The sequence below is a fragment of the Pseudomonas sp. SZ57 genome, assembly GCF_009495975.1.
In the GTDB taxonomy this organism is placed as follows: domain Bacteria; phylum Pseudomonadota; class Gammaproteobacteria; order Pseudomonadales; family Pseudomonadaceae; genus Aquipseudomonas; species Aquipseudomonas syringae.
The window spans coordinates 39,112-65,650 of sequence record NZ_WIBD01000014.1; the positions used below are offsets into that span (position 1 = coordinate 39,112).

The 26,539-nt window shown below is 55.7% G+C and carries 25 protein-coding genes and 3 pseudogenes; 11 read left to right on the top strand and 17 right to left on the bottom strand.

What is annotated here, in order from left to right:
- Window positions 1-79: 79 nt before the first annotated feature.
- On the bottom strand, window positions 80-1,798 hold the full coding sequence (locus tag GE543_RS14090) for an ATP-dependent endonuclease (RefSeq protein WP_153221682.1): 1,719 nt from the start codon (window positions 1,796-1,798) through the stop codon (window positions 80-82).
- 859 nt (window positions 1,799-2,657) lie between these two features.
- On the opposite strand from GE543_RS14090, the gene GE543_RS14100 reads away from it, so the two are divergent.
- Entirely contained in the window at window positions 2,658-3,098 is a 441-nt protein-coding gene (locus GE543_RS14100; protein WP_153221684.1) for a hypothetical protein, read from the top strand.
- Window positions 3,089-3,802, top strand: coding sequence for a hypothetical protein (locus GE543_RS14105; protein ID WP_153221685.1), 714 nt, complete (start codon window positions 3,089-3,091; stop codon window positions 3,800-3,802). The genes GE543_RS14100 and GE543_RS14105 overlap by 10 nt, the downstream gene beginning before the upstream one ends.
- A gap of 40 nt (window positions 3,803-3,842) precedes the next feature.
- Here GE543_RS14105 and GE543_RS14110 read toward each other — a convergent pair whose 3' ends face one another.
- The 5 genes and pseudogenes from GE543_RS14110 to GE543_RS27880 all read right to left on the bottom strand — a co-directional run bounded on the left by GE543_RS14110 (window position 3,843) and on the right by GE543_RS27880 (window position 6,510).
- Entirely contained in the window at window positions 3,843-4,475 is a 633-nt protein-coding gene (locus GE543_RS14110; RefSeq protein WP_153221686.1) for an HAD family hydrolase, read from the bottom strand.
- A gap of 41 nt (window positions 4,476-4,516) precedes the next feature.
- A complete protein-coding gene (locus tag GE543_RS14115) occupies window positions 4,517-4,873 on the bottom strand; it encodes a hypothetical protein (protein ID WP_153221687.1) in 357 nt (118 codons plus the stop codon).
- Window positions 4,854-5,351 carry a hypothetical protein gene (locus GE543_RS14120; protein ID WP_153221688.1) on the bottom strand — a complete coding sequence of 166 codons (498 nt, stop codon included), beginning with the start codon at window positions 5,349-5,351 and terminating at the stop codon, window positions 4,854-4,856. The genes GE543_RS14115 and GE543_RS14120 overlap by 20 nt, the downstream gene beginning before the upstream one ends.
- A gap of 87 nt (window positions 5,352-5,438) precedes the next feature.
- The gene (locus GE543_RS14125) at window positions 5,439-5,747 is read right to left on the bottom strand and encodes a hypothetical protein (protein WP_153221689.1); all 309 of its coding nucleotides are present in this window, start codon (window positions 5,745-5,747) and stop codon (window positions 5,439-5,441) included.
- Between the two features lie 14 nt (window positions 5,748-5,761).
- Window positions 5,762-6,510: pseudogene (locus GE543_RS27880) on the bottom strand (metallophosphoesterase).
- A 290-nt stretch (window positions 6,511-6,800) separates the two neighbouring features.
- On the opposite strand from GE543_RS27880, the gene GE543_RS14135 reads away from it, so the two are divergent.
- Complete coding sequence (locus GE543_RS14135; protein WP_256664763.1) at window positions 6,801-7,205, top strand: helix-turn-helix transcriptional regulator; 405 nt, start codon at window positions 6,801-6,803, stop codon at window positions 7,203-7,205.
- Between the two features lie 332 nt (window positions 7,206-7,537).
- On the opposite strand, the gene GE543_RS14140 is transcribed toward GE543_RS14135, so the two are convergent.
- The 5 genes from GE543_RS14140 to GE543_RS14160 all read right to left on the bottom strand — a co-directional run bounded on the left by GE543_RS14140 (window position 7,538) and on the right by GE543_RS14160 (window position 13,796).
- Window positions 7,538-8,590 carry a hypothetical protein gene (locus GE543_RS14140; protein WP_153221691.1) on the bottom strand — a complete coding sequence of 351 codons (1,053 nt, stop codon included), beginning with the start codon at window positions 8,588-8,590 and terminating at the stop codon, window positions 7,538-7,540.
- Between the two features lie 179 nt (window positions 8,591-8,769).
- Window positions 8,770-9,345 carry a DUF6037 family protein gene (locus GE543_RS14145; RefSeq protein WP_153221692.1) on the bottom strand — a complete coding sequence of 192 codons (576 nt, stop codon included), beginning with the start codon at window positions 9,343-9,345 and terminating at the stop codon, window positions 8,770-8,772.
- Between the two features lie 173 nt (window positions 9,346-9,518).
- Window positions 9,519-11,741, bottom strand: a complete 2,223-nt coding sequence (locus GE543_RS14150; RefSeq protein WP_153221693.1) for a DEAD/DEAH box helicase — start codon at window positions 11,739-11,741, stop codon at window positions 9,519-9,521.
- Window positions 11,738-13,354, bottom strand: a complete 1,617-nt coding sequence (locus tag GE543_RS14155) for a dsDNA nuclease domain-containing protein (RefSeq protein ID WP_153221694.1) — start codon at window positions 13,352-13,354, stop codon at window positions 11,738-11,740. The genes GE543_RS14150 and GE543_RS14155 overlap by 4 nt, the downstream gene beginning before the upstream one ends.
- Window positions 13,355-13,580: 226 nt before the next feature.
- Complete coding sequence (locus GE543_RS14160) at window positions 13,581-13,796, bottom strand: hypothetical protein (RefSeq protein ID WP_256664764.1); 216 nt, start codon at window positions 13,794-13,796, stop codon at window positions 13,581-13,583.
- A 64-nt stretch (window positions 13,797-13,860) separates the two neighbouring features.
- Here GE543_RS14160 and GE543_RS14165 point away from each other — a divergent pair.
- Window positions 13,861-14,166, top strand: a pseudogene (locus GE543_RS14165) (cupin domain-containing protein); the annotation flags it as partial.
- A gap of 245 nt (window positions 14,167-14,411) precedes the next feature.
- On the top strand, window positions 14,412-14,780 hold the full coding sequence (locus GE543_RS14170) for a hypothetical protein (protein WP_032703316.1): 369 nt from the start codon (window positions 14,412-14,414) through the stop codon (window positions 14,778-14,780).
- 570 nt (window positions 14,781-15,350) lie between these two features.
- Here the strand turns inward: GE543_RS14170 and GE543_RS14175 are convergent.
- Window positions 15,351-16,528 (bottom strand): annotated as a pseudogene (locus GE543_RS14175) (MFS transporter).
- A 192-nt stretch (window positions 16,529-16,720) separates the two neighbouring features.
- Between GE543_RS14175 and GE543_RS14180 the strand changes: the two are divergent.
- Entirely contained in the window at window positions 16,721-18,061 is a 1,341-nt protein-coding gene (locus GE543_RS14180) for a PLP-dependent aminotransferase family protein (protein ID WP_153221695.1), read from the top strand.
- Between the two features lie 92 nt (window positions 18,062-18,153).
- On the opposite strand, the gene GE543_RS14185 is transcribed toward GE543_RS14180, so the two are convergent.
- Window positions 18,154-19,167 (bottom strand): J domain-containing protein, encoded by a 1,014-nt coding sequence (locus tag GE543_RS14185; protein ID WP_153221696.1) that lies wholly within the window; start codon window positions 19,165-19,167, stop codon window positions 18,154-18,156.
- Between the two features lie 122 nt (window positions 19,168-19,289).
- Window positions 19,290-19,673: a RidA family protein gene (locus GE543_RS14190; RefSeq protein ID WP_003340858.1), complete on the bottom strand. Its 384-nt coding sequence runs from the start codon at window positions 19,671-19,673 to the stop codon at window positions 19,290-19,292.
- A 167-nt stretch (window positions 19,674-19,840) separates the two neighbouring features.
- On the opposite strand from GE543_RS14190, the gene GE543_RS14195 reads away from it, so the two are divergent.
- Entirely contained in the window at window positions 19,841-20,536 is a 696-nt protein-coding gene (locus GE543_RS14195; protein ID WP_306092875.1) for a tRNA (adenine(22)-N(1))-methyltransferase TrmK, read from the top strand.
- 330 nt (window positions 20,537-20,866) lie between these two features.
- Window positions 20,867-21,406, top strand: coding sequence for a thioredoxin domain-containing protein (locus GE543_RS14200; protein ID WP_153221698.1), 540 nt, complete (start codon window positions 20,867-20,869; stop codon window positions 21,404-21,406).
- 9 nt (window positions 21,407-21,415) lie between these two features.
- Here GE543_RS14200 and GE543_RS14205 read toward each other — a convergent pair whose 3' ends face one another.
- Complete coding sequence (locus GE543_RS14205; RefSeq protein WP_046271032.1) at window positions 21,416-22,387, bottom strand: alpha/beta hydrolase; 972 nt, start codon at window positions 22,385-22,387, stop codon at window positions 21,416-21,418.
- Window positions 22,388-22,462: 75 nt separating this feature from the next.
- Window positions 22,463-23,389: a Gfo/Idh/MocA family protein gene (locus GE543_RS14210; protein WP_153221699.1), complete on the bottom strand. Its 927-nt coding sequence runs from the start codon at window positions 23,387-23,389 to the stop codon at window positions 22,463-22,465.
- A 284-nt stretch (window positions 23,390-23,673) separates the two neighbouring features.
- Here GE543_RS14210 and GE543_RS14215 point away from each other — a divergent pair, with 284 nt between their 5' ends.
- A complete protein-coding gene (locus GE543_RS14215) occupies window positions 23,674-24,093 on the top strand; it encodes a hypothetical protein (RefSeq protein WP_003340868.1) in 420 nt (139 codons plus the stop codon).
- A 25-nt stretch (window positions 24,094-24,118) separates the two neighbouring features.
- On the top strand, window positions 24,119-25,012 hold the full coding sequence (locus GE543_RS14220; protein WP_004411915.1) for a cation diffusion facilitator family transporter: 894 nt from the start codon (window positions 24,119-24,121) through the stop codon (window positions 25,010-25,012).
- A 6-nt stretch (window positions 25,013-25,018) separates the two neighbouring features.
- Here GE543_RS14220 and GE543_RS27645 read toward each other — a convergent pair whose 3' ends face one another.
- Window positions 25,019-25,738: a DUF6515 family protein gene (locus tag GE543_RS27645; protein ID WP_178118613.1), complete on the bottom strand. Its 720-nt coding sequence runs from the start codon at window positions 25,736-25,738 to the stop codon at window positions 25,019-25,021.
- On the opposite strand from GE543_RS27645, the gene GE543_RS27650 reads away from it, so the two are divergent.
- Entirely contained in the window at window positions 25,682-26,230 is a 549-nt protein-coding gene (locus tag GE543_RS27650; RefSeq protein ID WP_306092876.1) for a hypothetical protein, read from the top strand. The two genes, GE543_RS27645 and GE543_RS27650, sit on opposite strands and share 57 nt — an antisense overlap.
- Window positions 26,231-26,539 lie beyond the last annotated feature (309 nt).

Below are 26,539 nucleotides of genomic sequence, written 5' to 3' on the forward strand. Positions count from 1 at the left end.
CGCAACCTTAGCGATAAGCTCTGTTTTCCCATGGCCGGCAGGGGCCACTATGGCCCTGCGGCTGAGTGAGAGGATGGACTCAGGCGTTACCATATAGCCAGTTCTCGACGGTGTTGAAACATAAGCCTATCGCCGATGCAGGCGAGCCATTCAAGATCTCCACGACAATAGGAGATATGACCCGACCGCGTTCAGCAGTCTTGAACCAGCTTTTTTCAGCAGCCAAATCGCTCATGCGAAATCGAAGGTTTGCGTCGTCGCCCACCAAATCCCACTGGTCGAAGCTCTCTGTCACATCCATGTCTGGGAATCCTTTTCCAAGATGATCCATCAGCGTAGGCTCGCTTATGAAGCCGGTCACCAAGTCGAGGAGGCTCTCGATTTGGGTGTTATTGGCTGATTGGAAGACCGCTCGCTCAGTATTGAGCTTTCCTCCATATTCGATGACCCGGACACCTTGAGCTTGGAGTTTGGTAGCAAAATGAGCATCTAGCTTTCGATCCGAGTCTCTGAATAGAGCGACGTGGTATCCGAGAGCCCGCAAAGCAAGCGCCAAGGGTGGCCCCGCTGATCCACCGCCATCGATGATGGCAGAGCCCAGTTGCTCTATAGGGACGCCACCATGCCGATCTGAGTAGTGCTCTCTGACTCCGAGCATTAACCCCAACTCCGTTGCCCCCTCACAGAGCAGGATCCGCCTGGCAAACAATGCTCGTGGCGCACCTTTCAAAACTCGGGAAATGTCTCCACTGGCTGAAGCATGCTTGATGTCGGAAACCGCCCCTGAAGAGCGAGAAACGATAAAAAGTGAGGGGGCGGGTAACTCTGCCAAAACAACATCCGAGTGAGTCGTCATTAGGATCTGACCTTTAGCGAGATGTGCGTTCTCTGCTTCCTTTTGCCATTTTTTCAACTGGGCCATCGCCCCAAGAACACGATGGGGCTCAAGCCCTTGCTCTATCTCATCAACCAGCACAATTGCCCCTTCGCTGATTGCTGAGCGCTGCACTGCCAGAGTGGCTAACCGCCTGGTGCCAAGCCCCGCTAACCGCAGCGGCACGGAACCGTCGTGTAGTGCAATCGAGCCCGAGCTAAACCCGCCGCGACCCAGTTCGAGATCAGGGTTATAACTCTCATTGATATAGGCGCCGAGTGATCGAGCCGCAGTCTCGGCAGATGTCGCTGCCCGAGCCAGCTCCGGGATGGAGCTAAGATTTGCGCTTTGACGAGCTGAGCGATAGGCATTAGCCAGCATTTGAGCAGTCTCATCGTTCGATTCTGTCATCTTCGACAGCACCGAGCCCTGCGCCCATGTCAAATGCCGTGCTTCGTCACCAGCAAGGCGAACCAGACAGAACATCGCTTTGTCTCTGTTCGATAGAGTCCTGGGAACGGGATAGCGATCGCAGACCAACGACCAAACTGGCTCCATGGTTGCATCGACCGACAGCCTTATTGTGAGAACAGGGTCGTCGGTGTCCCCAGGCTCGTCGTTGAGCTGTCCTTCGACAGAAAGACCACGAAGGTAGAGGCCGAAGCGCCCGTCGGAAAGCAATGCACGCGACAACTCTCCGATGGTGACCTCAACCTCGATATCTTCCGCTGTATTGGCGTGGTGGAAGTCGGCTTCATTGAAGGTCATCCAACGTGGGGACAATGCTGCCTCTACAGCATCCAAAACAGTGGTTTTAGCGCTATCCCCAACTCCGATCAGGCAACAGATCGACTGCGCCATGAGGTTCCATTCGAGATGTCTAATGCCCCTGAAATTCTTGACCTTCAACTGTTCAACGCGCATCAATCACCCGAAAGAAATGGCCGAATGCAATCAAGGGTAGCTGTAGCTGAAAATAACTCAATAAATCACTGTAATTGCAAGCTCATGCAATTTCGACGTAAAGGGCTTTCCGCTCCCTAGTGTCCCGCTCGGGTAGTTCGTTAACCTAAAGGCCCCGGAATCATTGGGCGGAACAGATTAAGTAGGTAAACGAATCAACCTTTCGGAACACTAGGCTCCCCGGACTATTGCGAGTTACTCCTCCTCGGCCAGTCAAACGGGATCAGCGCATACTCTGAAAGCCTATGCCAACGCTCACCCGTGGCAGCGACATACCGGTGATCATCTCCGAAAAATGCGTGCTCAATCAGCAATTCCTGCAATCCCTCCTGAGCAGCGCTCTCCTTGAACAGGAAGCCAGGTGTCGGCGCATGGCCAAGACCTTTTCGTTCTCACCAATGGTCGACTCGTCCTCGCCACGCTGCGGATAGTAGGGTCGAGGCATCGCTCGTACTCTTCATGCCAGCTCTTCAGAATGTTCTTCGTCGGATAACCCAACTGACGAATAGTTACCCCGATGCGCTTCCCCAATTTGATGTAGAGTTTGGCCGCTCGGATGAAGGGGTTGGCTGAGGCGAAATATGGGACTGTCGGATTTTCTGTGTGCGGGCCGTTAATGGCCTGCCGTGAGGCAGGCCATGCTGTTACCAGGTCAGCCTGATAAATCGATCCCCGTCACACCATTGCAAATGGTTTAAAGTCACACTTCGTTTACCCAGAACTGGATCACCGTATGGACACACAGATCACCTTGCGCGACCACTGCGTAGAATTCCTCCCGTTCAGGTTTCAGGGGTTCTGGGAGGAAGGCAATTGCTTTTTGCGCATCATCAGCCGCAATGGCAACATTGTGTTTCTATGCTGCCAATTACCCGACTATTACGGCACCTCGGTGACCAATGCCGTTGAAAGCATCAAGGCAAAGGCCATTGAAGCGTTGCTCCGTGCGTACACGGATGAAGGCACGGCGGTCATGGAGATTGTCATCAAGCCCGGGTATCTCGCACGGCTGCTGCACCGTCGGGATTATTTCGACCAGCATGCAAAGCAGGCGGCAATCGCCTATATCTGCAAACATTCGATGTGGATCGAGCACTACCCTGCGGGTGTCGGCCTCGCGCACTCGGGCTCGTATGCAATCGTGCACTTTTCTGAAAACGGCGAGCCCAGCTGGAACTATGTATCGCCCGAGTATCTGCAAAGCCAAGTGCCCGGCATTGATCTGCAGGTTGCCATAGAGAAACTGCGCCAATGGCCATAACAGATATCAGCGCTGCTAATTTTGTCGCGCACGCGCATGCCTTGCATTGGGATGGTGGCATGTCGTCCTACGTTGATGTCGCCCGCCTGCTGTTGGAGCTCAATACCATTGTGAAAACAATGGCCAAGGGCAATATGCAACACTTCCATACGCAAGAGCGCTCGCTCTACGTGCCGCTCAAGGACGTGCTCGACGCACAGCTGCCGGCCCCCGACTTCGTCAACGTCGAAAACGTGTTGCACAAGACTACAGCCTCCAGCCAAAAAACCGATCTGTCGCTGCGCAATATCTCGCAGTTGCGCAAGGCCCGGTTAGCCAAGGACATGGAGTGCACACACTTTGTCGAGATTAAGTCGGTGTTCCACGGCGAGGCGCTGACCCGCGCGGCCATCGAAGACGATCTTGTCAAATTGCTGGCCTGTGAAGCGGCTTATCAATCCGTCGGTTTTTTTGCGCTGGTAGGTTTGCACAACGATCTGCAGCGAAACAAGACCGCCCTGCAGATACTCGGCGCCCTTGGCCAGAACAACGATCCCTTCACGGTGAAGACACACCAAGGCACGACGGTATGGCTGCGCCCCGCCGGCTCCTACTTGGCCGACGAGCCCTTCGTGTATGTGTGGGAAGTCTCGGCCAGCAACATATTCACCAAGGAGAGGCGCTCGGGGTGCAGTTTTTCGTTGTTTCAAAAGCGCATTACGTGAGGGTGTGACGTTGGCTCGCCACAGAGTGCGAGTGCCGGGCTCAGCTAGGTTGGGTGAGTATCAGTGAGGCAAAATCCATCAAATTTGTAATCCGTCCAGCCCCAGATCGATCAAGGTGCAGTCCGTTGATTCCCACCGCTCTGGGGCGATGGCAATCACAGCGTAACGAGTCTCCGACCATTGCTATACGCTCATCACCAAATCGGTCGCCAATGCCTACTCCGAGCAGTTTGCAGGCGCTGCGGTACATCACTGGATCCGGCTTGAGAACTCCGATCTCATAGCTCAGTGCATAAGCGTCAAGTGTTGGAAAAAGACGCTTTAAAGCAGCGCCATAAGGCGCTGCAAGATTGCTGCAGACGCCTAACCGCACCTGCTGTGCCTGTAAGGACTGAATGGCTTCAAGGGCATCAGGGAAAGCCTCAATACTGTGAACCTCACGATCAAGGGCATCTTGAATTTGATCAAGCCGCTCTGGCCGAACCGTGATCTTGAGAAGCTCGGCAGCCTGAGCAAGGTCGCCATCGAACATCAGGAGCGTTCGAATGTCACTTGGCTTGGGATACCTACCTCCCCGCAGCCCCTCTTTCAGTAGACTGCGATAGGGATGCGTGACAGATCGAATTCGAACGATTGTCCCGAACGCATCAACTAGCACTGCTCGATAGTTCATCGATTGCTCCCGCTACGCGATCATCTTTCGAACAGAGGATCTCAGCACTTCGCACGGCGTGCACGTTCGTCACCCTCGGGCAGCCTCAACAATTCAGAATCGGGGCATATCAGAACGTAGACACTTTGGGTCAGAGTGAAGGCCAGCAGGAAGCCGTAGCGTTCTACGAACTCGGACACGTCCGATGTCCTGATCAGCCGCCCATTGAGGAATCGATCTTTGTGGTCGAAGTAGATTCTTGCCACCAGCGAAAAACCCATTATTTCGAGCTGATTCAAATACGCAGTGACCGCGACCCCGAAATCAATCCGGGATGCTTCGATCACTTCTTGGGGTGCTTTCTCAGCATCAGGTGAACACAATGAATTAGCCACTACGTTATTTGACGAGAATTCCATGGTGAGAAAAGTCTGCCAGCAATCGCTTGTGACTTAGCATGGCCGGAACCTTGAAGATATTTTGATAGCCATACCATACCCCCCAAGGAATCAGCACGAGACCGAGACCAAAGGTGGCTGTAGCCGCAATGAAGCCCCCAGGAATTGAGCCAATAGAATACAACACCCCTTTAATGACAGTAGATCTGACAATAAGGCTCATATCACCAAGCTCATACTCAACCTTGCCGTACATGTTCTCGAATGCAACTACAATGATCGATTTCTTTCCAAGATGCTTAAAATACCAAGTGCGAGGCGTATCGGTGCGCAGCGCTCCTTTATCTGATAGATACTTTGGCACCACCACCTCTTTAAAATAAAAAGTGCTGCCCTCTTCATCCTCAAGCCTCACGCGACTGTAGAGCGCATCAATATCACCGGAGGCCCGCAAATTGAAATTTTTCACAACCACTGTCAACTTCTTAAGATCAGACATGCATTTTCCTTAAGCATTGCTGGACTAATATCTGGCGAGTTCGTGATAGCTTATCTCTCGACTAGCTGAGCTATCGGCAGTCCTACATCAACTGGCTCGAAGGATCATAATCTGCGGCACACCACCTACAACATCATCAACAAACATCAGATGACTAACGATCACGTAGCAGGATCCGTTTTCCGTTAACAGCAGCGTGTATCCAGCTTCCTGGAACGTTCCAACAACCCGGCTTGTAGTAAACGGCTCACCATCTTCAAAGCGATTCAGACGGTCGTTAAATATCGCCGCTCGACCCCCTTCACCTTTTGACCGTGCGTCTAGTAAAAATCCGGTCACGATTCGTTTGAAATCTTGCTGCCCAGCTTCATCTAGCAGCTCAAGGTAATTACGCATATCAATCCAGTCAGCTATTTAATATCAATCATAAAACCGTCAATAAAACCACACTGCTCACCTGGATAACCTCTCGGATTGCTAATGAGTCGGCAGCCTTCCACCATCACATCAACATGGCTATGGGTGTGCCCAAACACCCATACGTCAGCCTTACGAATGAGCTCTGGCCAGTCATTTGAATAGGCCGGCATTAGCAGTGAGCCACGCTCTGGCCCGCAATAATTGACCAGAGGACAATGATGAGTGATGACAACAGTCTGGCCATCGAACTCCTTGGCTAGCTCTTCATTGAGCCACTCGTGGGTTCGATGATTCGACTGATGACGTCGCTGATACTCAACGCCCTATACCCCTCACCCGCACGAATCAGGCGGAAGTCATTCATGCCTCGCCTAGCTTCCTGGGATGCCTGATACTCGCTTTCGCCCGTCGCGAAGTCTGTCCAGGCTGTAGCCCCCAAGATGCGCACCTCACCTATCACGAGGGACTCATTTTCAAGAACATGCACATTGCTGCCTGCCGCCAACTGCTTCATCGACTGAAGGGTGCGGTCAATGTGGCCTTTGTAGAATTCGTGGTTCCCGCATATATAGGCGACTGGCACATCAAACTTTTCCTGTGCCCAGGTCACGCCTCGCCCTTTGGTATGAATGTCGCCAGCAAGGATCACGAGATCAGCGTCATCGCCCGCATAACCTGCGGGGAAGCCATACGGCGCTTCGATCTCTAAGTGAAGGTCGGAGTAGATCCGGACGTTCAACAGCAAGCCTCCGATTTTTTGGTAAAACGGGAAGGTCTATGAAGCTTTCCCAATATATTGATGCTGCCGGCTGAGGCATTTCGTAGACCGAACCAAGCACGCAAGGCTTTACCAAAATATTGAGCCAAGCATTTCCAAGTGCGGGCAGTCACACAGTCGCATACCCACAAAAACACTCTCTCATATGAACATACGGGTTTGAGTCGAACCATGCAAACGCGGCATACAGTCGGATTTACTCGTATCGGTCGCCCATGCTCCGGATAGCGTTCGCCTCAACACTGCGGTTCATGCGCCGCCATAGCTCCGTTCTCCAGATCGACTTTGAGGGCGGTGTTTCACAATCTCACATCAGCCGATTGGAAAGGGCTGAATCCAGCGTAACGCTGGAGAGAGTGGAAGAGATCGCCGCGCAGTTGAAAATTCATCCCCTGTCTTTGGCCGCGCTCACATGGGCGGCGAGCGAACAGGTTGCGCCGGCGCAATTGCTGGAGCGCGTTCGTCAGGAGCTAGAGCCAGTCGATGGGCTCCTCCAGCCAATCGTTATTGACAGCAAACCCGCTATACATCCCCGGATCCTGGAAGCGGAAAAAGTGCGTGAAGAAGTCCAGCGCTTAAAAGCGCTCGGCCATAGCAAGGCAGAGATCTCACGGATCATGGGGATAGCCAAGTCTACAGCTGCTCGCCACTGGTAAAAGTCTCGCCAGCGCAGCTAAGCATCGTAACGGTCTTCTTAGATTCGTCGGCGCCTGTGTCCCGGAAGAGCTTGGCTCGGATCTATTATTTCTGGCGGCTGAACTGCCTTTGGGACGTGGCTTACCTTGCCACCTTCGCTTTTGTTCATCTTCGCGGGTGGCCACTGAAGTGAACTGGTCAAGTAATCCCGGACACCGACTAGGGCTTTTACGCCGCTTTTCGCTCCAGGCCTACTGGCGACAGGTGGTCTTTGTAGCTATGGAGCAGGCGTCCGGCCAAGTCATCTTCCGAACCGCCACGTCGCCCTAGCATTCAAGCAAAGCGCATGCTCTCACCTATGTGGAGAATCCCTAAAAGGTGCTCCTGATGCGTAGGTAAATCTGAATTGCAGGCAGTCATCATAACCTTCGCGAATCCAAACCCCTTGAGATAGATAGTGCTGCACTACCCCCTTTCGACGAAAGACTCGCAGGTCAACTGGATTGGAAGCGTATGGATTGTGGAATATCTGAAGTCCGTCATGAATCTCTTCACTAGGGATGCCGACCCGACTCTCTCTTGACTCGGACTTGCCGGATTCATCAGTGCCCCAATTCGCCATGATGAATCCATCACGACGGTCATTTGACATCGCGACGGCTTTCCCCCACGTAGCTACGCAAGAAAAAATAACTGCACTAACCTCCGCCCAATCATCATTCTCGAAAATGCCTAATTCGAAAGTCGAGCCATTGTCCTTTGTGATTTCATCAAGCCTAACGCTAGGTGGGCCATCCGGGAATCGAGCAGGATCTTCGAAATACGCCTTCTCGTCTACGTAATCGTTGTAAAGCAAGGCCCGCATGGCACGATCATACTGGTGCTGGAAATCGGGCTGTTCAAACGGAGCTACAGCTATTACGAATGGCTTGCCCGGCACATGAGATAATTTCTTGTAACTTTTTTCGTATTTCCTCACTTTTGCGCTCAAGGCATTCGAAAGGCGGATGATTGCCTCGCGATTGAGAGGCCAAAAATCCTTTTTCCTTACTGCGTCACTCATCAGGCTTTTCTTGTCCCATTCAGGCTCCTTACCTTCGGCAGCATTAGCAGTAACAGCCTCAACAATAATTTCTCCGTATGCTGTCGTGAGCCAAAAGTCAGGACTCGCCTGAGACCAATTTAGGCTGAAAGAATACGATTTAAATAAACCATATAAGTAAACCTCCCAGAAGGACGAGTTGAATGTCGTCTGAAACTCATGTAAAAATTTATTATCTCGATCCGGAAACCCTTCAGCCCAACCTGACACAACCGCCCTTTCGGAGACTCGTCCAGGTACTAGGACACGTCTGAAGTTTTCATGTTGCCGTTCTACTGGCACAACTGGAGTAAATAGATCCATTTGACTTCCTTGATATCATAGATAGCTCAATGCAAAAGGCACCACCACGACCGAGACAAATATCGCAGCACAACCATCGCCTCTATCCTGACACTAAAAATAGAATATCTAAAAAAATAGGTGCGGAACCACAACCCTGCAAGCTTCCCATTCTAGCAATACAGAGCCGCCCCATATATTCAGGATCGCTCCCAACTTCCACCAGTATCGGTAGAACTCCATCGCGACGAAGCATTTCGCTCCCGGCTGTGACGCGCGGCTTCGGGCCCGAGCAGCAACAGTGTCTTGTGCTGGTTTTCCTCGCTCGGACGTTTACCGCTGTCTGCCTTCCAGTAAATCCAGGCATTGAAATACGGCTTCTCGCGCTCCTCAATGATGTCAGGGCGCAGACGGACAATTTCAGAAGGTTTGGGGTTGGCAGGCACAGAAGCTTGGGTTGGAATGGCCTGGTTCAGTTGCTCTAGGAAGTCCTTGGGCTTCAATGGCTCACCGCTTGTCCCGTCTGACCGAAGCACAGCAAGCAGGTCGCCATACATATCGCCCAGATAGTCCCGAATTCTGTACCCATTGAGCACTTCAAAGCGGAAGAAACCTCTGACTTCGCCACGGGCGGTGAGTGTCAGTATGAAGGGCGTTTCGCGAGTGGAGAAGAGGCAATCAAAGCTTGCGGCGCCCGTCGTCACCAAGAACTGCTGCATGTCGCTGCCAATTGAAATCATGCTGCGATGAAGCAGCCTGAGAGACGTCATTTCCATATAGCTCGAACCTCACAAAAGCTTGAGCTAGAGATAATGCCGAGATCAAACAGGGTGAGCAAGCCAAGTGCCACCCTACCCCTGTTAGACCTTCGTCGCAGACAGAGCACGGATCCGTGCCAGCAAGCCAACCATATGGGTAGCCACGCCTTCCATTCAAGTGCCTGCCTCTCTCACACAGACCCGAGCGCCCGCCTCACGAAGCTCTGGTCGACGTACCCCATAAAACCCCAGGCCGGCTCGTTGTGGCGAAGATAGTCAGCCAGTTCATCCACCCCGGCCCCTTCGGGAAACTCCAGTAGCTCACACATGCGGTGCAGCGTCTGGATGGGGATCCCAATCTCCTCAAGGGCATTCACCCCTGGCGGTAAATGAAGGTTCTCGAATTTGATTCTGACATAGCTGTAGTCAATCGTGCTCCGGATGCCCTTTTTGATAGCGTGCAAGCGAACCACGTCTTCCAGCAGCGCCAGCACCTTGGGAATGGTGTAGCCGAAGGTGTTGCTCACCAGCTTCAAGTCGTTGTTGAGCCCAGTGGAAAGGGTCAACTTCTCATCAGCTTTGATCCGTTGTTGACCAGCCCTGATCCGTTTTTCATCATCCTTGATCCGCTGCTTGGTGTATTCGATCTGGCCCTTCAAATAAGCAGAGTAGCTCTCAGCTCTCTGAAAGCTCGTCAGCTTGGCCAGGATGGCATCGGGCGTTTTGGTCTGCAGCCCATTCGTGGAAAACGCCTTGGGCACTAGCCTGCTGCTGATCATGGCCAAAGTGGTAAGGAAACCAGGCGCTGGCGACCAGTGGAACAGAAGCGACTCGAATTCGCTCTCGCTGAGCATCTCGACCATGCTGTAGAGCTGCTCGAACTGCTCCATCCTGAAGTAGGAGTGCTTCTTGAGTAGATCGATGGAAAATCGATCTTGGGCAAAGGCGGCCTCAAACCTCTCCTGAGAATATTCTGACAAGTGATCCGGCTGTGCACTGGCGAGCAGATTCAGTGGTGTATCCGCATCCTGAATTCCCAGAGGCACATCAACCTCTTGGTTCAGATTGTCCTCCGGAACGTCTTCCAGGCAGAACACTTTGCCCACAAAATGGATACCCATCCGGCCCGCACGTCCCTTGATGTTCCCATGGGTGAATTTGTCAATCCCGCGAGTGCCATTACGGTTGTCGTAGATGACCACGTTCTTCGCAACCGTGTTCACCCCCTCAATGATGGTGGCCGTGCACAGCAGAAAACGAAGGTCGCCGGCATTGAACCGGTCGGCGGTGTACTGTTGGAGCGCCCTGGGGAGGCCACCGAAATGCAGGCCAATGCCGTTCCTGAGGGCATAGGTATAGTCCCACTCTGGGTCGAATTCCTCAGCAACCCAATCAATGTGCTCACTCTGGAACGGACGGCCATACCCAAGCCGGACGAGTTCGCGTGCAACCTTGCCTGCAACGCCAGAGGACTTGCAGTAGATGATCGTGGCGCCTTCGCACTGGGGCGCAATAGTCGCCAACATTGCAAGCTTTCCTTCGTCGTCATTGGCATCCACACCGAACGTCTGCACATCGACAGCCACCGTGTTGAAGTCGGCGGAAATGAAGGTGTGGTCGTACCCAAGTTCAGTCAGGCCTCGAATGCTGTTGACGAAAGGCCCGGTGAGGTAGAACTGCTTGGACACCTTTAGCAGCTTGCTAAGGGCGATATTCAGTTCGATGACCCGCTCATCATTGAAGTCTGTGGTGCCACTTTTGAGCTGCTGGAAGGCCAGTTTGTAAAATTCGTCGATAACGAAGAGGTCGATGGCCTTGATGTCATCACGCTCGTTGACCCGCTCCTGGGTCAGGACGTACACGACCCGTTCGCTGCGGCATTCTTGCGAGCTGTGATGGATGATCTGATAGACCTCTCCGAAGCGCTCCTGAAGGCGTCTGCGCGTCTCATCAGCTAGCGCGACCGTGGGTACCACCAAGACGACCCGATTGAAGCGACCGAGCCCCAGTAGCGAGTCGACAATGGCACTCTTGCCCATGCTGGTGGGCGCACTGAGCACAACGTTGCGACCGTCCTTGAGCAGGTCGAAGATCCGGAACTGCATAGAGTGGAAAACAAAATCCTCTGAGAATGGCGTGCGGTAAACGTCGAGCGCAATCAGGTCACCCTGGGACAGCTCAGAAAACTCTTTCTTTAAGTAGGGGAACAGCCCAGCCTTCCTGACCATGTTGCGCAGAATGCCAACGTGGTCGGTGAATTTCTCACGGGCATCGAGCGCTCGGATTGTCAGATCTCGGCCCAGAGGGGTGGAGACAGGGTTGGACAGGAGGGTGTTGACCGCTGACAGGTAGCGGAATGCGGAGAATCCATCACCGCTCAAGCTCAACTTGGCTGCATCATAAACTTCGGTCATATGGCCTCCCTGACCTTTTTGTCCACCAACTGGGTCAACGTCTCCAAGCTCGGTGCGGGGTAGATGAACACGTCGATCGCAAGCTCGGCGAACGTTGGGTCGCGTTTCAGGTCGTCGGCAAACATTTCGAAGAGAGCTGTCGTTTCCCGTTCTAAATGATCTTCATGCCCGGGTGTCTCAGGGTCGGTGAGCAACGAGGAGTCGTACCCAACGAACAGCACAAATTTGAATCGATCCAGGTGTGCATCGAACGGGTTGCTCTCGTCCAGGATCATGTCGATGTCATGCCGCAGTAGGTACTCATCATCCTTGATGTCGAGAATCTTGCCCCGGGCGTTGCTGAAACTCTCCACGATCTCTTCGTAAAGCTGTTGGCGAATCTCCGGAAGACGCGTAGTGATGTTGGCTGCTGTGACCAGCTCACTGAAGCCGACCCACAGCTGATCGCCCTCCGGATCTCGCCTGACGATATGGACGTTTTCGAGGATCTTTTCTTCGCCCTTACCTTCGAGGTAAAGCAGACACGGGATAGGCTGGCTCGCATGCATCTGCCGTATCGTGGCATGGAGTAGCACTCGCCCCAGTAGTGAGCGGATGTCTGCCAAGGAAGCAAACACCGTGTTTTTCAGGCGCTGAGATTGCTCGACTAGGGACAACTTGTGAATGTCTGCGAGCTCATTGGGGCGAAGGAACACTTCATCCAGCCATTTGCACACATTGTCCACAATGTGTTTGTAGCGATAGCGCTTGAAGCTGTATTGCTGGTGCAGGACGTGACCATTGCGCTTAGCACATGGGGTGGCCAGCGAGTTGCGAAACGGAACCAGGATATGGGGCAGTTGCCGTTTGACGTAAACCTTGCGACCCGCCCGCTTCTGATCCTCCTCGACCAGCCCCTGGAACCACGCGTTTAGATCCGCGCGCAGGTACGATTTGCTGTCGACGGAGTGAATTTTGCGTGACAGGGCACCTTTACGGGTAATCGTATCCAGAATCCCCTGCCAGATGTTCTCCGCCGAGGCTTCGGTGCTCAATAAGACTCCGTGAAGATCATACGAGGCTAGTCGAATGTTCCTGATGCCCAGGAGCTCAATCTCGCGCATCGTGCGGAAGACTTCCCAACACGCGGCGTCAACCCAGGTCGCCACGTCCACCCCACTGGGTGCGACATAGTCGGAGGTTTTGGAATTGAGGTAATCGACCAGCTCATCGCGCCCCGCTTTTCCATTCCGCTCTTCACGGTTGATGAGCAGGTATTCGAGGGTGACATTGGTCGGATGCTCCGTGACGATCCTGAACTTCCTGGGCACGGTGAGCGTGGGCTCGCATTGCATGGACTTATGCATGATCGAGCTGTATTTGATCTTTTTGTTGCCGGCACCTGAACTGAGGACGACAAGATCGCTTCTCGCCCAAAGTGTCTTCGTGGTGGTTTTCACCTGCACGAATTCGACGAAATCATCGCAAACAACATCAATGTCATCGGTGACTTCACATCGAACACGTTGAATAGTTTTGTCCCGCAACATCTGGGTGACGTAGTAGGCTGCGACGCAATCTTGGAAGATGAAGCCGTGCTTGGCAGCGACTCCGCCAGCATCATTAGGTTCCATCTCGACATCCATGGCAATTTTAGCCATCGAATTTATGACAATATCTCTCACCCGTCCAGATTATTGATAGCACATTGATACGTCGCACATACGCTGCAACCCTAACGCCCCCCCGTTGGGTACGCATCAGCCGCCAAATGCTCAGACCTCAGCCCAACCACGAGCTGGGCCAAGCCGTGATTGCTAGCAAGTAAACCACCGCTACAACGGGTTCAACAAATATTGATCACAGCGGCGGCTCGTACTCAGGATCAAGCAAGTAAAGAGTCTCGGGCACGTGCTGCGACAACATCGCGATCAGGCTGGCACGCAGGCGGCTGTCGACATCCTTATGCAGGCGGATTTTGCCGATCGCCAACGCCATCACGAATTCCATGGCGGCTTCCCCGCGCTCTTGCCCACACCCTGCAGCAACGCGCTGAATGATGTCCGCCATCGACAAGCTGTGGGTTTCCTGAGCTCGATAATCAAGCTCCGTCGGGAGCGCGGTGCGCAAGAAAGCCCCCAAGCCGGGCGCCAGCCTGTCGCTGCAGATGCACCACCGCCGCGCTGAGCACTGGATCGTTGTATCGGGTACCGCTCAGGTCACCTGTGACGACAACGTGTTCCTGCTGACCGAAAACCAGTCGACCTACATCCCGATTGCTTCGGTTCACCGTCTGCGCAACCCGGGAAAAATCCCGTTGGAAATCATCGAAGTTCAATCGGGTAGCTACCTGGGCGAAGACTACATCGAGCGTTTCGAAGACGTCTACGGCCGCTCCACCCCAGGTATCGAAGCCGGCGTGAAGACCCAGACCATCGCCCGTTAATACCGCTTCACCCAGTAGAACTAGCCCCCGTCAATCCTCTGCGTATTCCCCATCCGCAGAGGGTTTTCGGGGGCTTTTTATTGTGCGGGGAATACCGTTTTGTTGTGGGCTATCAAAGCCTCTGCATTCATCGCGAAACTGACTAAGCACTGTCATTAGTGACAGTACTCATCGCCTCCTGAATTTCTTATCTTGGTGTTGCTGTGACAAAGCCTTTTTACCGCACTCACGTCTGGAGAAAAAAAATGGATCAAGAATCGACTCGCCCCATTCCAATGTTTAAAAATGCTGATAAGTTAGAAATTAAACGAAATCAGCCAGCAACGATCATTTTGCCCGATTATCTATCTGATGGAGTTCGTCCTGCCTACGTAGCTATAGGAATCCACCGCGAGAATGACGATGGAACTCCAGCAAATACGGTGGAAACCGCACCTTTCGTGCAGCCTGTTGCAGGCAGAGAGACGCAATTTGAACTGACACTGGAAGAGATGAACTATATAGCCGGGCCAAAAATCAAGTCACTGATACTGGGGGAACGTTACTCGCCCCAGTCAGGAGAAAGCGCAGTTTCCGCTCCTATAAAGTCAGAACGGTACACCGTTGTCGATTAATCGGCCCCTGGCCCACCAAACACCTCATCTACGTGCCTGGTTGACCTGTTGGAACTGCCAAACCCAAGTGAAGGCTGCGATCCGAGTTAATGACCCATCGCATCGCAGCCTTCGCACGCGCTCGGCAGCGCTTACAGGGATTCAGCTTTCGCCGGCACGCGCGCGAACGCAGCGATATCAAAATCAGCGATTTGGTCTCTCCCTCCCCTTTCGGTACGATGCCCTCATATGCAATCGCGAGATCGACACGATGATTTTCGGCGCCGTACTCCTGTTTACCTGACTGGTCCTGCTTCTGCGCTATCCCTCCAAAGCGTTGCCCGTTTTGCGTTGGAGCGGATGAAGGGCTTTCTTGTTTTGCTGATAGCCAGAATCGCAAGCTCTCCCCTGCCGAGGTGCCGACATCGAATCTCGTCGCCCGCCTGCATACCCCTTCGAGAGCTCTGCTATCAGGTCATCACGAGAGGTGTGACTCATACACCGCAGTCGGTGCTTTACCGCCCCCTCGCCTGGACGGCCACGCGGGCTCCCGGAGAAATGCGGGGAGTATACCGGGGTGGTGTTGGGGAATCAGGGTGAGTCTTTTAGTCGAACAGCCGTCAACAGCAGTAATGCGATGCACAGCGCCATGCAAATAGCGTTGGTGCCAGCCCAACCTACCGTGCTGAGCAATAGCGAAGGAGTGAACGCGCCAATCGTTGCAAGGATTGCGATAGCCAGATCGTTTTTGCCTTGCATCTGCATGGCTACCGAGTTGCTCTGCTGAGCATTGGCCAACAGTGCGCCGCCTCCAACATAGGTCAGGTTCCAGCCTAGCCCTAGAACGATCAGCGAAAGAATCATGACCTCATGACTGCTCGATCCCATGTTTATGGCCGCGCAACCAATCAACATGATCAAGCCTGCACAGACGGTGGTTTTGATTCCGATTTTCTGGATGATCACCCCGGTGAAAAAAGAGGGCGCAAACATGGCTATCACATGCCACTGAATCGCAACGCGAACATCCGAGAAGTCCTGATGCATATGCTTCATGTGCATCGAAGCCTGAATCATCAGCAAGTTCATGACTCCGTAACCCAAGGCTGCGACTGCCATGGCAATCATGATCGTCGGCGTGATCGAGTTACGGGGCTCATTCGTGGGCGCTCCATTTCCGCTGAGAGTTACAGGCATTACCGGATCGTCAGGCAGACAAACGGCTATCAACAACGATAACGCTGCCAGGCCAATGAACGACGCATAGCACAACGAAAACAGGGGATAGCCGCCCAAGTCTCTGAGCACCTCAGTAAGTGTGGGCCCAACAATGGCGGCAATGACCCCGCCGGCCACAACCAGCGAGATAGCCTTGGGCTTTAACGTTTGATGCAGATTATCGGTCGCCGCGAACCGGTTGAAGTTGGCAAATGCGATATACACGCCAAGCGCAGCATGGCTGAAAACCAGCAGTGGGGAATGCTGATGCTCAACGGCCCAAAAGCCGCTCAGGCCAGAGATCACCAGCGGGATAGCGCCCAGCATGAAAGCTTTTTTTCGGCCGATGCGACTCATCAATCTGGAAACGGGGTATGTCGCCAGCATCAGCAATAAGAATTGAAAGCCATACGGTACGGTCGAGAATCTGATATCGGGTGCAAGTGCCGAGCCGACAATGGCTGCCATGGTACAGACATGACGGCAGTGGTCAGATTAATGGACTGCGCGGTGAAATACAGATAGGTGCGTCGAGGCAGCGTGTTCGTCATGGACAGTGCTCATGGTGGAAAGGAGCTGCCGTCTTTTTCACAAAAAGCTCAGACATCAATGGATGCGTCGCCTTGTACTCAGCCCCAGCAGCAGATGCATGCTCGCATCTGTACGGCGTCCGCAGGCACACAGTCGACGAGCTTTCTGATTAACTGTTAGGCTATTTTTTCTATCAGTTTGACGAAGCCGCCATGCCCAACAACGCCCTTTATGACTCGCTTAAGCAGCGCCTTGAATCAGGCGAGTGGCTGGCTGGACAACGTATGCCGTCGATAAGGAAGCTGGCCTTGACTGCCGACGCGAGTTACCACGATGCGGTCTCGGCCTATGCGCGTCTGGTGAGTGAAGGCGTGCTGTCGGCTTCTCCCGGACGCGGTTACTTTGTGAGCAGTCATGCCACCCATGTAGATAACGTGCGGGAAATAGAGTGCATGAGCGCCGACCCACTGTTCAGGCTGCTACAGGCAGGACCGCACTACACCAAGCTGGGATGTGGCTGGCTGCCACCGGCATGGCGAGATACCGAATTGCTGGCCAAGGCCATTCGGCGCACGGCGCGGCTTGAGCAAAGTTCGCTAGCCGAATACGGCGACATTTCCGGCTATCTCCCGATGCGTAAACAGCTTTGCGTTCACATGAAGCGTCTCACCCGTATCGACATCAGACCCAGTCAGATCCTCACCACTCTGGGAGCGACGCAGGGCCTGGACCTGGTTGCCCGCCTATTGATCAAGCCCGGTGACCATGTATTCGTGGACGAGCCGGGCAATGGCAACCTGATCAGGTTGATTCAGTTGGCGGGCGGTCATGTTGTGGGTATAAGGCGGACTCAGGACGGGCCGGATATCGCCGAGATGGAGAGTTATCTGGCGAAGCACACGGTCAAAGCGTTTTTCTGCAATAGCACCTTCCACAATCCGACCGGCAGCAACATCAGCCCGCACAACGCCTTCAAGGTTTTGCGTCTTGCTGTAGAGCATGAGTTCTTTGTGGTCGAAGATGATGTCTACGGCGACTTCAGCCCCACTGTGCGCCAGACGTTTGCCGAGCTGGATAATCTGGATCGTGTGATCTACGTCGGCAGTTTTTCCAAATGCCTTTCCGCTTCGCTGCGCGTGGGTTATATCGCCTGCTCACAAGAGCTCATTGAGCCGCTGACACGCTTGAAACTACTGACGTGCGTTGCCGTTCCTGCGTTCTGCGAGCGGTTCGTCAACACCATTCTGGCGGATGGTACTTATGCCCGGCACATGCAGGATGTTCAACAGAGGCTTATCAGCCAGCAGGTCCAGACTCAACGCGCCCTGCGAGCAAGAGGCTGGCAATTCGATATAGCACCGCAGGGCGGCATGTTCATCTGGGCCTATCACCCGGACATCCCTAACCTGGAGCCCTTCATAAAGGGACTTGAACAACACAAGATCCTGCTGATGCCGGGCTCGGCGTTCTCGGTGTCGCGCGACTACCAGCGTTTTGCGCGAATAAACTGCACGCATTTTTCCGAGGCAATAGAAGAACGTTTTTCAGTGTAATCAACGAAGAGCAGCGTTTAGTTATCGGGGCTACTTGCGCGTGGAGCCCACTGCTCAGAAACACTGCCGCCAGCATGCCTCACGCCGAAAAGTCAGGTCTTGAACTCGTCACCGTTCTCATCAATAAGGCCATTGTCGTATTTCTTGCGCAATTCTGGATCGGACAAAATCCTGAACGCATTTGAAATCACTTTGAAACGTTCAGTCGCCTCAGCCTCGTTACCGACGTTCTTATCAGGATGATTCTTCAGCGAGGCCTTCTTGTAAGCCTTTTTGACTGCGGAGAGGTCCGCCGTCATGTCCGAGAGGCCCAAGTGCTCGTACAACGGCTTGACGGGTGGCTTGGCGGGGGCGGAATCGTCCACCTTCGCGGACGCGCCAGCAGCGGGTGTGTTGTGGGGCCGCTCTGTTGACGGCCGCTGAGCGCCTGAATTGGGCTGGGCTTTCGGCGGTGGTGGCGGCGCGCTGTTGGCCTGAGGGCGAGCGCTTGGAGGCGTTTGCGGGCGCGCTTGCTGTTGAGTGCTTTCAGGTCTCCAGGAGGGTCCCGGTGTGGGTCGTCGCACGCGATCGGTGTTCTGCTGACGAATCTCGTTGATCACCTGGTCAGCGATGTCGTTCATCAGTTTGTTCAGCTTCAAGTTGCTGGAGAAGAATGCGTAGTTCGCCTCACTGCTGTGCTTGCCATGCTCAGATTCGGGCCTGGCCATCGCGTCGGCCAGCGTCTTGCCCAGAGAGAACAACATCTTGCCCTGGCTGTCGCTGACGCCCAAAAAGCTCATCACGTTGCGCATCGACTTATCGCGCTCCCAGACAACGCTGGCCACGTCGAAGGCAGCTCGCGCCAGATTGAATCGGCCTCCCCCTTCGTGCGTTTCGACATGGGTCACCGGTTCCTTGCCGAGCAATGCGTCCAGAATCACCTCGAGGCCTTTCTGCTGGCGCTCGTTGAGCCGGCCTTTCTGCTCCAGCAATGAACTGTTGACCTGCAACGCCACTTTGCCAGCGATATGGCTGACGACGTTCATCGCGCGGTCTATCGTTGGCTTTGTCGAATCGCTGAGCGCCACTCGCGCCAACGAAGATGCAAGGTTAGTGAGGTTGATCATCTGCTTCTCCGGAAACTCATACCGCCTTGGTGGCAAGCAACGAGATCCGGTTCCACGGGATATGCAACTCTGCACAGGTGCAAAGCGCTGACGCGAGCATCAGTCAGGTGTGTGCATTACGGTCAGCCCGCCTTGGCCGCCATCGCCGTCACTTCCACCCGCATCCCCTCAACCGCCAACGCCGCCACGCCCACCGCTGCGCGCACGGGCCATGGTTTTTTGAAGAAGCGTTTGTACACTTCGTTGAAGGCAGCGCGATCGGCCATGTCGGTCAGGTAGATGGTCAGGTGCATGACCCGGTCCATCGAGCTGCCGGCGCGTTCGAGGGCGTCTTTCAGGGCTCGCAGGGTGCATTCACTCTGCTCGGTGATGCCGCCCAGTTCCAGGCTGCCGTCGGGATGGGTGGGGATTTGGGTGCTGACCAGCACGCCGTTGAAGTCGGCGACGTCAGAGGAGATGGACTCCGGGTCTGGATCGGGGGTGAAGGTGATGTCTGCGTTTGCCATGGGATCTCTGCTTTGCAAAGGATGGAAAACGCCAAGCCTACGCGAGCGACAGGTGGGGGTCGAGCCGTGGTCTTTGTCGCGGAAAGTTGAAATGCGCCGCGTTGCTCTACAGAATCGCGCCCGGACCCGGCCACGCTGTCGGGCGTTTGGGGTGAAAGGGGTTGCCGTTGAACGAACAGAGATTGTCCATGCGCCTTGAGCGTGTGGCGACGCACGTACCTGCCGGTGCACGGCTGGCTGATATTGGCTCGGATCACGGCTATCTGCCGGTGGCGCTGCTGAACCGGGGTGTCATCGCGGCAGCGGTGGCTGGCGAGGTGGCGTTGACGCCGTTCTGCGCAGCCGAGCGTACCGTGCGCGAGAACGATCTGGAGGATCAGGTCAGCGTGCGCCTGGCCGATGGTCTGGCGGCGATCGAAGCGGAAGACGCGATCACCGCGATCAGCCTCTGCGGCATGGGCGGCGAGACGATTCGCGACATCCTTGAAGCGGGCCAGGCGCGCCTGAGCGGTCAGGAGCGCTTGATCCTGCAACCCAACGGCGGCGAGCAACCATTGCGCGTCTGGCTGATGAAGCATGACTACCGCATCGTCAGCGAAGAGGTGCTGCGGGAAAACCGTTTCGACTATGAAATCATCGTCGCCGAGCGCACAGGCCCCGTTAATTATACGGCTGAGGAGTTGTATTTCGGCCCGCTGCAGATGCAGGCGCGCAGCCCGGCGTTTCTGCTCAAGTGGCAGCGTCTGCTGGGCAAGAAGCACAAGACGCTGCACAACTTCGAACGCGCGCAACAAGCCGTGAACGAAGAGAAGCGGCAGGACGTTGCGCGGCAGATCGGCTGGATTACCGCGTTGCTGGCCTGAAAATCGAACTCATGCCCGAATCGGCTCTCAAACCCGCATGATCCGCAGGTCAGGCTGTAATGCTGCCTGCATCTGGTACAGCCTGAATCAGGCGTCAACGCTGCAATGTGTGACGCGGAGCGTCACGAACTGCATTCCCACGCGGAGCGTGAGGAACGAGAGGTGTCCGGGAGATACTTTTCGTGGCGCGCGGCGCAGCGTAAATCAGCCCGGCGCGCCTTGTTTATCGTGCCAGTGCTCTGCGTGAGGAGCGAGAGGTGTCCGGGAGATACTTTTCGTGCCTATGCCCGGCGCGCCTTCTGTACAACCATCGACGGGAGTAAAACGACCATGCATTCAGACGCACTTTCCTGGGGCCACGGGCCTCGTCTGTTCGAAGTCTTCCTTGAGCCGACCTGCCCCTTTTCGGTGAAGGCTTTCTTCAAGCTCGATGAGCTGCTGGCTCAGGCCGGAGAAGACAGGGTCACGGTCAAAATCCGCCTGCAATCGCAGCCCTGGCACATGTTTTCGGGTGTCATCGTGCGCTGCATTCTGGCGGCTGCGACCCTTGAAGGCGGCAAGCAAAGCGCCAAGGCGGTCATGACGGCAGTTGCGTCGCACCGTGAGGAATTCGAGTTCGAACACCACGCCACCGGCCCGAACATGGACGCGACGCCCAACGACATCATCGCGCGCATCGAGCGTTACAGCGGCCTGGCGCTGGCGGAGGCTTTCGCCAATCCCGAGCTTGAGCAGGCCGTGAAATGGCATGCCAAATACGCTCGCCAGAACGGCATACACGTCTCGCCGACCTTCATGATCGACGGCCTTGTGCAGTCAGGCTTGAGCAGTGGCGACCCGGTATCGAAGTGGGTCGCGGAAATAGGTTGAGCGGTGAGCTCAACCCAGCGCATCGATCCGCTCATTGATCCACTCCCGGCTGCGCGCCAGCGCCTTGCGCGCCAACGTGGTCGGGAAGTGGATGAAGCCGTGCGGCGACTCGGGCATGAGGTGCATTTCGACCTCTGCCGAGTTGGCCCAGCGCTCGGCCATTTGCAGTGTGTCATCCAGCAACGGGTCGATCTCTCCGACGAACATCAGTGCGGGCGGAAGGCCGGTCAGATCGCCATACAGCGGTGACAGTGGCGGCTCGCGGCGTTTATCGTCGCTTCGGTCGGGGGTAAGCGCGCGCATGGCACCGACCATGCCCGGACCGTCCAGCACCAGCGTCTCAGGCCCTGCGGTGCGCACGCTCTTGGTCCCCGTCAGGTCGTAGACGCCGTAGTACAAGACCGTACCCACTATGCGCTCGAGCAGATCAGGTCGGCTTTTCAATTTCAGAAGCGTGGCTGCGGCAAGATGCCCGCCAGCGGATTCGCCGACCACGATAACCGGCAGGCCGGCAAACTCCTCGCAGTCTTTGCCCAGCAGCCAGCAGGCGGCGGAAAAACAATCCTCCATCAGGCCCTCGATGGGGGTTGTCACAGCAAGTCGATAATCAACCGAAACAATGGCCACGTCGCAGGCGTTAACCATGCCGACGTTGAGATCATCGTTCATCTGGGCGTTGCCGATTACCCACCCGCCGCCGTGGATATCGAACACCACGCCCCGGGGTTTGCCTTTGGGGCGGATGATGCGCACGGGCACAGGTACGTTATCCGAGCTGACCGTTCTTTTCTCGATGCGCAGGTCATGGCCTCCCGGTTTCAGGGCACTGCCGATCTGCGCTGCACGCAACAGCGCCTGAATCAGCCGGGGCGTGACGCGATTGCGAATCTGGAAACGCGGCATCCGCGCGAGGGTTTTATTAAACCGTCGTACTTCTACCAACTCTTGCTCACTGGAAGGCCAAGGCTGTTTTGTGTCCAATTTCTGCTCTCTTGTCAGGCTGACGTATGCAGGGGCGCGCAACGCGGTTTACCCCCACCTGTACCTGAGAGGCTCTCAGTCGTAGAACGGTTCAACGGATGCCCGACTGCCCACGAAAAAACTGTCCGCGACCAGCCGCAACGGTTGCAGGTCCAGGTCACTGGCTGTATCGCCGATCAACTGCTGGAAGTGGCGATACACCGCGGCGTACTCGCCCTCCTCCGAAACAGCCTGACGCACGCCATCGATACTCAACACTGCACCGCCGTTGTCCAGGCGCAACGTGCCTTCGGCGCAGCGAATCTCGATGCTCCAGAGCTCGTCGTGACCATGATCGAAATCGAACTCGGCGCGGATATCGAGATGGCGCGTGTCGGACATTTTGATGGACGCAGCGATAGGCGACTGGCAATTGCTCGGCACGCGCAGTTCGGCAGACTCGACGAACAATGGCAGTGGCAGCAGGTGCGTCACGATCGACAGGGCATTGATGCCCGGATCGAACACGCCCAGGCCACCGGGCTGCCAGATCCACGCCTGACCGGGGTGCCATTTGCGCACGTCTTCTTTCCAGTCGATCTGCACGCTCTGCAGGGTGCGGGTGGACAACCACTCACGCGCCGCTTCGATACCCTGCGCGTAACGCGAATGCCAGGCGAGCAGACCGCTGACGCCCTGCTCTTGCACCTGGGTCACCAACGCCATCGCCTCACCCAGGGTCGCGCACGGCGGCTTCTCGACCAGCACGTGTTTGCCGGCCGCCAACGCCTCTTGCACCAGGGCAAAGCGACCTTGCGGGGGCGTACAGAACGCAATGGCGTCAACCTGCGGCGCGCTCGCAAGCAGTTCACCCAGGGACCTGAAATTCTCTACCCCGGCGCACGGCTGGCCTTGCGTAGCCACGGCCACCAGCTCAAACGCGGGGTTGGCGTGGATCGCAGGGACGTGTTGATCCTGCGCAATCTTGCCGTAGCCCACCAGACCGAGACGAATCGGTTGCATACATGACTCCTGAGTTTTTGTAATTATCGTGCGGCACAGTAAACCAGATGTTAATCGTGGTCGGTAAGGGGCATCGGCGCGGGAGCTGTTTTCGTCCAGTGGCCAGCCGATCTCACATTCGATAATCTTCAGCGCCCGCTCAGGGCCCTGCGATTCTGCAGTTCAGAATGCTCCGCATCCCATTTGGTTTAACTTCACGAGCGCAGAACCACGCCATCACTCAATAGTCCTAGCCTTGCAGTCATTGCCTTGTATAGTTGCCCTCTTCATCTCAGGAGCTTTCCATGCGCATTCCTTCTCGCTTGATCGGTGGCGTTCTGGTCGCCACGTTGCTGACTCAGATTTCCGCCTGCGGCAGCATTTTCTATCCTGATCGTCGTGGTCAGATCGATGGCAAAGTTGACCCGGCCATTGCGGCGCTGGATGCTTTCGCGCTGCTGTTCTATATCGTCCCGGGCGTGATCGCGTTTGCAGTGGACTTCGCCACTGGTGCGATCTATTACGGACCCGGCGAGCATGCGCAGATCGATCCGCAAAAGCTGCAAAAAGCACTCAAGGCTGACGGCAGTGTCGACAACACCAAGCTGCAGGCCATCATTGAAACCGAGCTGGGCCGTTCTCTGCCGTTGAACGATCCACGCCTGATCCAGCACAAAGGCAGTGTGGAACAACTGGCAGCGCTGGGCCTGGTCCCGGCCGCCTGATATCGATCCCGTTCAAGGAAGCGTCATGAGCACCACTGCCGAACATTCCCGACTGCTGCGGCTCGCGACGCGGGCCTCGCTGGCGGTTGCCACGACGCTGATCCTGGCCAAGGGCGTTGCCTGGTGGCTGAGCGGTTCGGTGAGCCTGCTGGCCGGTCTCACCGACTCGCTGCTGGATGGCGCCGCTTCGTTCCTCAACCTGCTGGCGGTGCATTACGCATTGCGCCCTGCCGATGACGATCATCGCTATGGCCACGGCAAGGCGGAAGCGCTGTCGGGCATGGCGCAGGCGTTGTTCATCACCGTCAGTGGTGTGCTGATTGCCGTTCAGGCCGTCGAGCGCATCCAGAACCCGGAACCGCTGGGCGCGCCGCTGCTGGGCATGGTGGTGATGGTGGTTTCCATCGCACTGACGATCGCACTGCTCACTCTGCAATACCGGGTGATCAAGGCGACCGGCTCGGCAGCGATCCGCGCTGATTCGCTGCACTACCGCTCAGACCTGCTGCTTAACGGCAGTATTCTGGTGGCGCTGACGCTGGCGTATTTCGGCTGGCAGCAGTTGGATGCGTATTTTGGTCTGGGCATCGCGGTGTATATCTTGTGGAGCGCCTTTCAAATCGCCCGCGAAACGATATCGGTGCTGATGGACGCGGAATTGCCCGCCGATGTCAGTACTCAAATGCTGGCACTGGCGTGCGAAGTACCGGGCGTGCTCGGGGCGCATGATCTGCGTACACGAATCTCCGGCAATCACTGGTTTGTGCAGTTGCACCTGGAGCTACCGGGCAGCCTGACGCTGTCGGTCGCCCACGCCATTTGTGATCAGGTGGCTGACGCCATTCACAAGCAATTCCCGAAGGCCGAAGTGCTGGTGCACGCCGACCCTCAGGAAGTCGTCAAGCAGGCCAGTGCCTGACCGCAATCAGTTGACGCTGTAACCTCGCCCCGCCAGGCACGCGCCCATCGAGCGACGATACAGATCGACCATGTCAGGCGATGGCTGACCGGTGACATTGGCCGGGTCGAAACCGCTTTGCTCCGCAGCCCAGCGGTAGCACTGGTATTTATCCAGCTCGACCTGCTGCGGGCTCTGCCCGTTGGCAGGGTAGGCCACCGGATCATAGCCATTGCCCTGTTGTTCGGCCGGCGGAGCCTGATACACGGCTTCGTTCTGCGGCGGATTGACCACCACATAGTCCTGACTGTCCGGCTGGTAGGCGTAATAGGTCCCGGCAGCCAGAAACAGCAGGCTGCTGCCGATCCATACTTCCTGAGAGTAAGACGGTAGTCTGCTGACACGCAGGCCGTAGGGCGGTGTCACCACGACATAACGCGGGCCTTGCGGGCGATACCAGTAGCCACCCGAGTAGTAATAGTCCTGACCACGATAGGGAATACGCGAGTAGCCACCCGGTACGCGATCTATCGCATGGCCAGGCCGATATTGCGGACCTGGCCCCCAGCCATTGCCGTGCCCGTCGGGACGCCCTTCCCAACGGTCATTGGGGCGACCGTTGCCGGCCTGCCAGTTGCGGTTGTTGCCGCGTGGAATGTCCTGGTAATAGCCCTGACGCGGCGGCTGGGTTTGCCACGCCTCTTTCGGGCCGCTCTGGATCGGCAGGTTGTCCTGGGCTTGGCGCAACTGCTGACGCTGCTGGTTTTGCTGCTGCTGAATCTGGCGCTGCTGATCACGCTGCTGCTGCTCGATCTGCTGTTGCTGCTGGCGCTCGACGTTGCGCTGCTGAAGCTGCTGTTGCTGGATCTGCTGCTGTTGCTGACGTTCGACCTGACGCTGCTGATTCTGCTGCTCCTGAATCTGGCGTTGCTGATTGGTCTGCTGCTGGTTGATCTGCTGTTGCTGCTGACGCTCGACCTGGCGCTGCTGGTTTTGCTGTTGTTGGATCTGCCGCTGCTGATTGTTCTGCTCTTGAGCACGCTGCTGTTGCTGCTGACGCTGCTGCGCGTTTTCACCGGGGCTGCCGTAAAGCGGATTGCGCGGCGGTTCATCACGTTCGTCGGCCAGCGCCTGAGCACCGATGCTCAGACACAACAGACTTACACCCGCAAACTGCCAGATGCCAGATTTCATGCTTTCCTCACTAGAGCGCGGGTTGACGTCATTAAGACTGTTTAAGCGTAGCGCCGTTCTGCGCACTTTATCAGCAGACAAAGAAAAGGGGACCAAATGGCCCCCTTGAGATACTTCGTCCTGGCGCAGCGCTTTTGACGCTGGCTCACCTCATGCCGTCTTCTGGACAGTATGTAGCCCGGGGGCCTGGCCCACCCTGTCGGGTGGGAGGCCGCGACTGGCCTGATTCGGCGGGTCGCGCTGGACGCTGTGTCCGGGCAGTGATTCTGTTTAAAAGAATAGGCCTGAGGCTAAGGCAGAAGATTGCTAATATTGCGGATTAAAACATTACTTGCGCAATTTTTGACTTCAGAT

Bases quoted from the DNA above. Each gene is read 5' to 3' on its own strand.
- GE543_RS14180 (WP_153221695.1), top strand. From the start codon at position 16,721: ATGCCCAACAACGCCCTTTATGACTCGCTTAAGCAGCGCCTTGAATCA.
- GE543_RS14200 (WP_153221698.1), top strand. From the start codon at position 20,867: ATGCATTCAGACGCACTTTCCTGGGGCCACGGGCCTCGTCTGTTCGAA.
- GE543_RS14125 (WP_153221689.1), bottom strand. From the start codon at position 5,747: ATGCGTAATTACCTTGAGCTGCTAGATGAAGCTGGGCAGCAAGATTTC.
- GE543_RS14210 (WP_153221699.1), bottom strand. From the start codon at position 23,389: ATGCAACCGATTCGTCTCGGTCTGGTGGGCTACGGCAAGATTGCGCAG.
- GE543_RS14185 (WP_153221696.1), bottom strand. From the start codon at position 19,167: ATGATCAACCTCACTAACCTTGCATCTTCGTTGGCGCGAGTGGCGCTC.
- GE543_RS14150 (WP_153221693.1), bottom strand. From the start codon at position 11,741: ATGACCGAAGTTTATGATGCAGCCAAGTTGAGCTTGAGCGGTGATGGA.
- GE543_RS14120 (WP_153221688.1), bottom strand. From the start codon at position 5,351: ATGTCTGATCTTAAGAAGTTGACAGTGGTTGTGAAAAATTTCAATTTG.
- GE543_RS14220 (WP_004411915.1), top strand. From the start codon at position 24,119: ATGAGCACCACTGCCGAACATTCCCGACTGCTGCGGCTCGCGACGCGG.
- GE543_RS14215 (WP_003340868.1), top strand. From the start codon at position 23,674: ATGCGCATTCCTTCTCGCTTGATCGGTGGCGTTCTGGTCGCCACGTTG.
- GE543_RS14170 (WP_032703316.1), top strand. From the start codon at position 14,412: ATGGATCAAGAATCGACTCGCCCCATTCCAATGTTTAAAAATGCTGAT.
- GE543_RS14110 (WP_153221686.1), bottom strand. From the start codon at position 4,475: ATGAACTATCGAGCAGTGCTAGTTGATGCGTTCGGGACAATCGTTCGA.
- GE543_RS14115 (WP_153221687.1), bottom strand. From the start codon at position 4,873: ATGGAATTCTCGTCAAATAACGTAGTGGCTAATTCATTGTGTTCACCT.
- GE543_RS14155 (WP_153221694.1), bottom strand. From the start codon at position 13,354: ATGGAACCTAATGATGCTGGCGGAGTCGCTGCCAAGCACGGCTTCATC.
- GE543_RS14190 (WP_003340858.1), bottom strand. From the start codon at position 19,673: ATGGCAAACGCAGACATCACCTTCACCCCCGATCCAGACCCGGAGTCC.
- GE543_RS14135 (WP_256664763.1), top strand. From the start codon at position 6,801: ATGCGCCGCCATAGCTCCGTTCTCCAGATCGACTTTGAGGGCGGTGTT.
- GE543_RS14105 (WP_153221685.1), top strand. From the start codon at position 3,089: ATGGCCATAACAGATATCAGCGCTGCTAATTTTGTCGCGCACGCGCAT.
- GE543_RS14145 (WP_153221692.1), bottom strand. From the start codon at position 9,345: ATGGAAATGACGTCTCTCAGGCTGCTTCATCGCAGCATGATTTCAATT.
- GE543_RS14140 (WP_153221691.1), bottom strand. From the start codon at position 8,590: ATGGATCTATTTACTCCAGTTGTGCCAGTAGAACGGCAACATGAAAAC.
- GE543_RS14090 (WP_153221682.1), bottom strand. From the start codon at position 1,798: ATGCGCGTTGAACAGTTGAAGGTCAAGAATTTCAGGGGCATTAGACAT.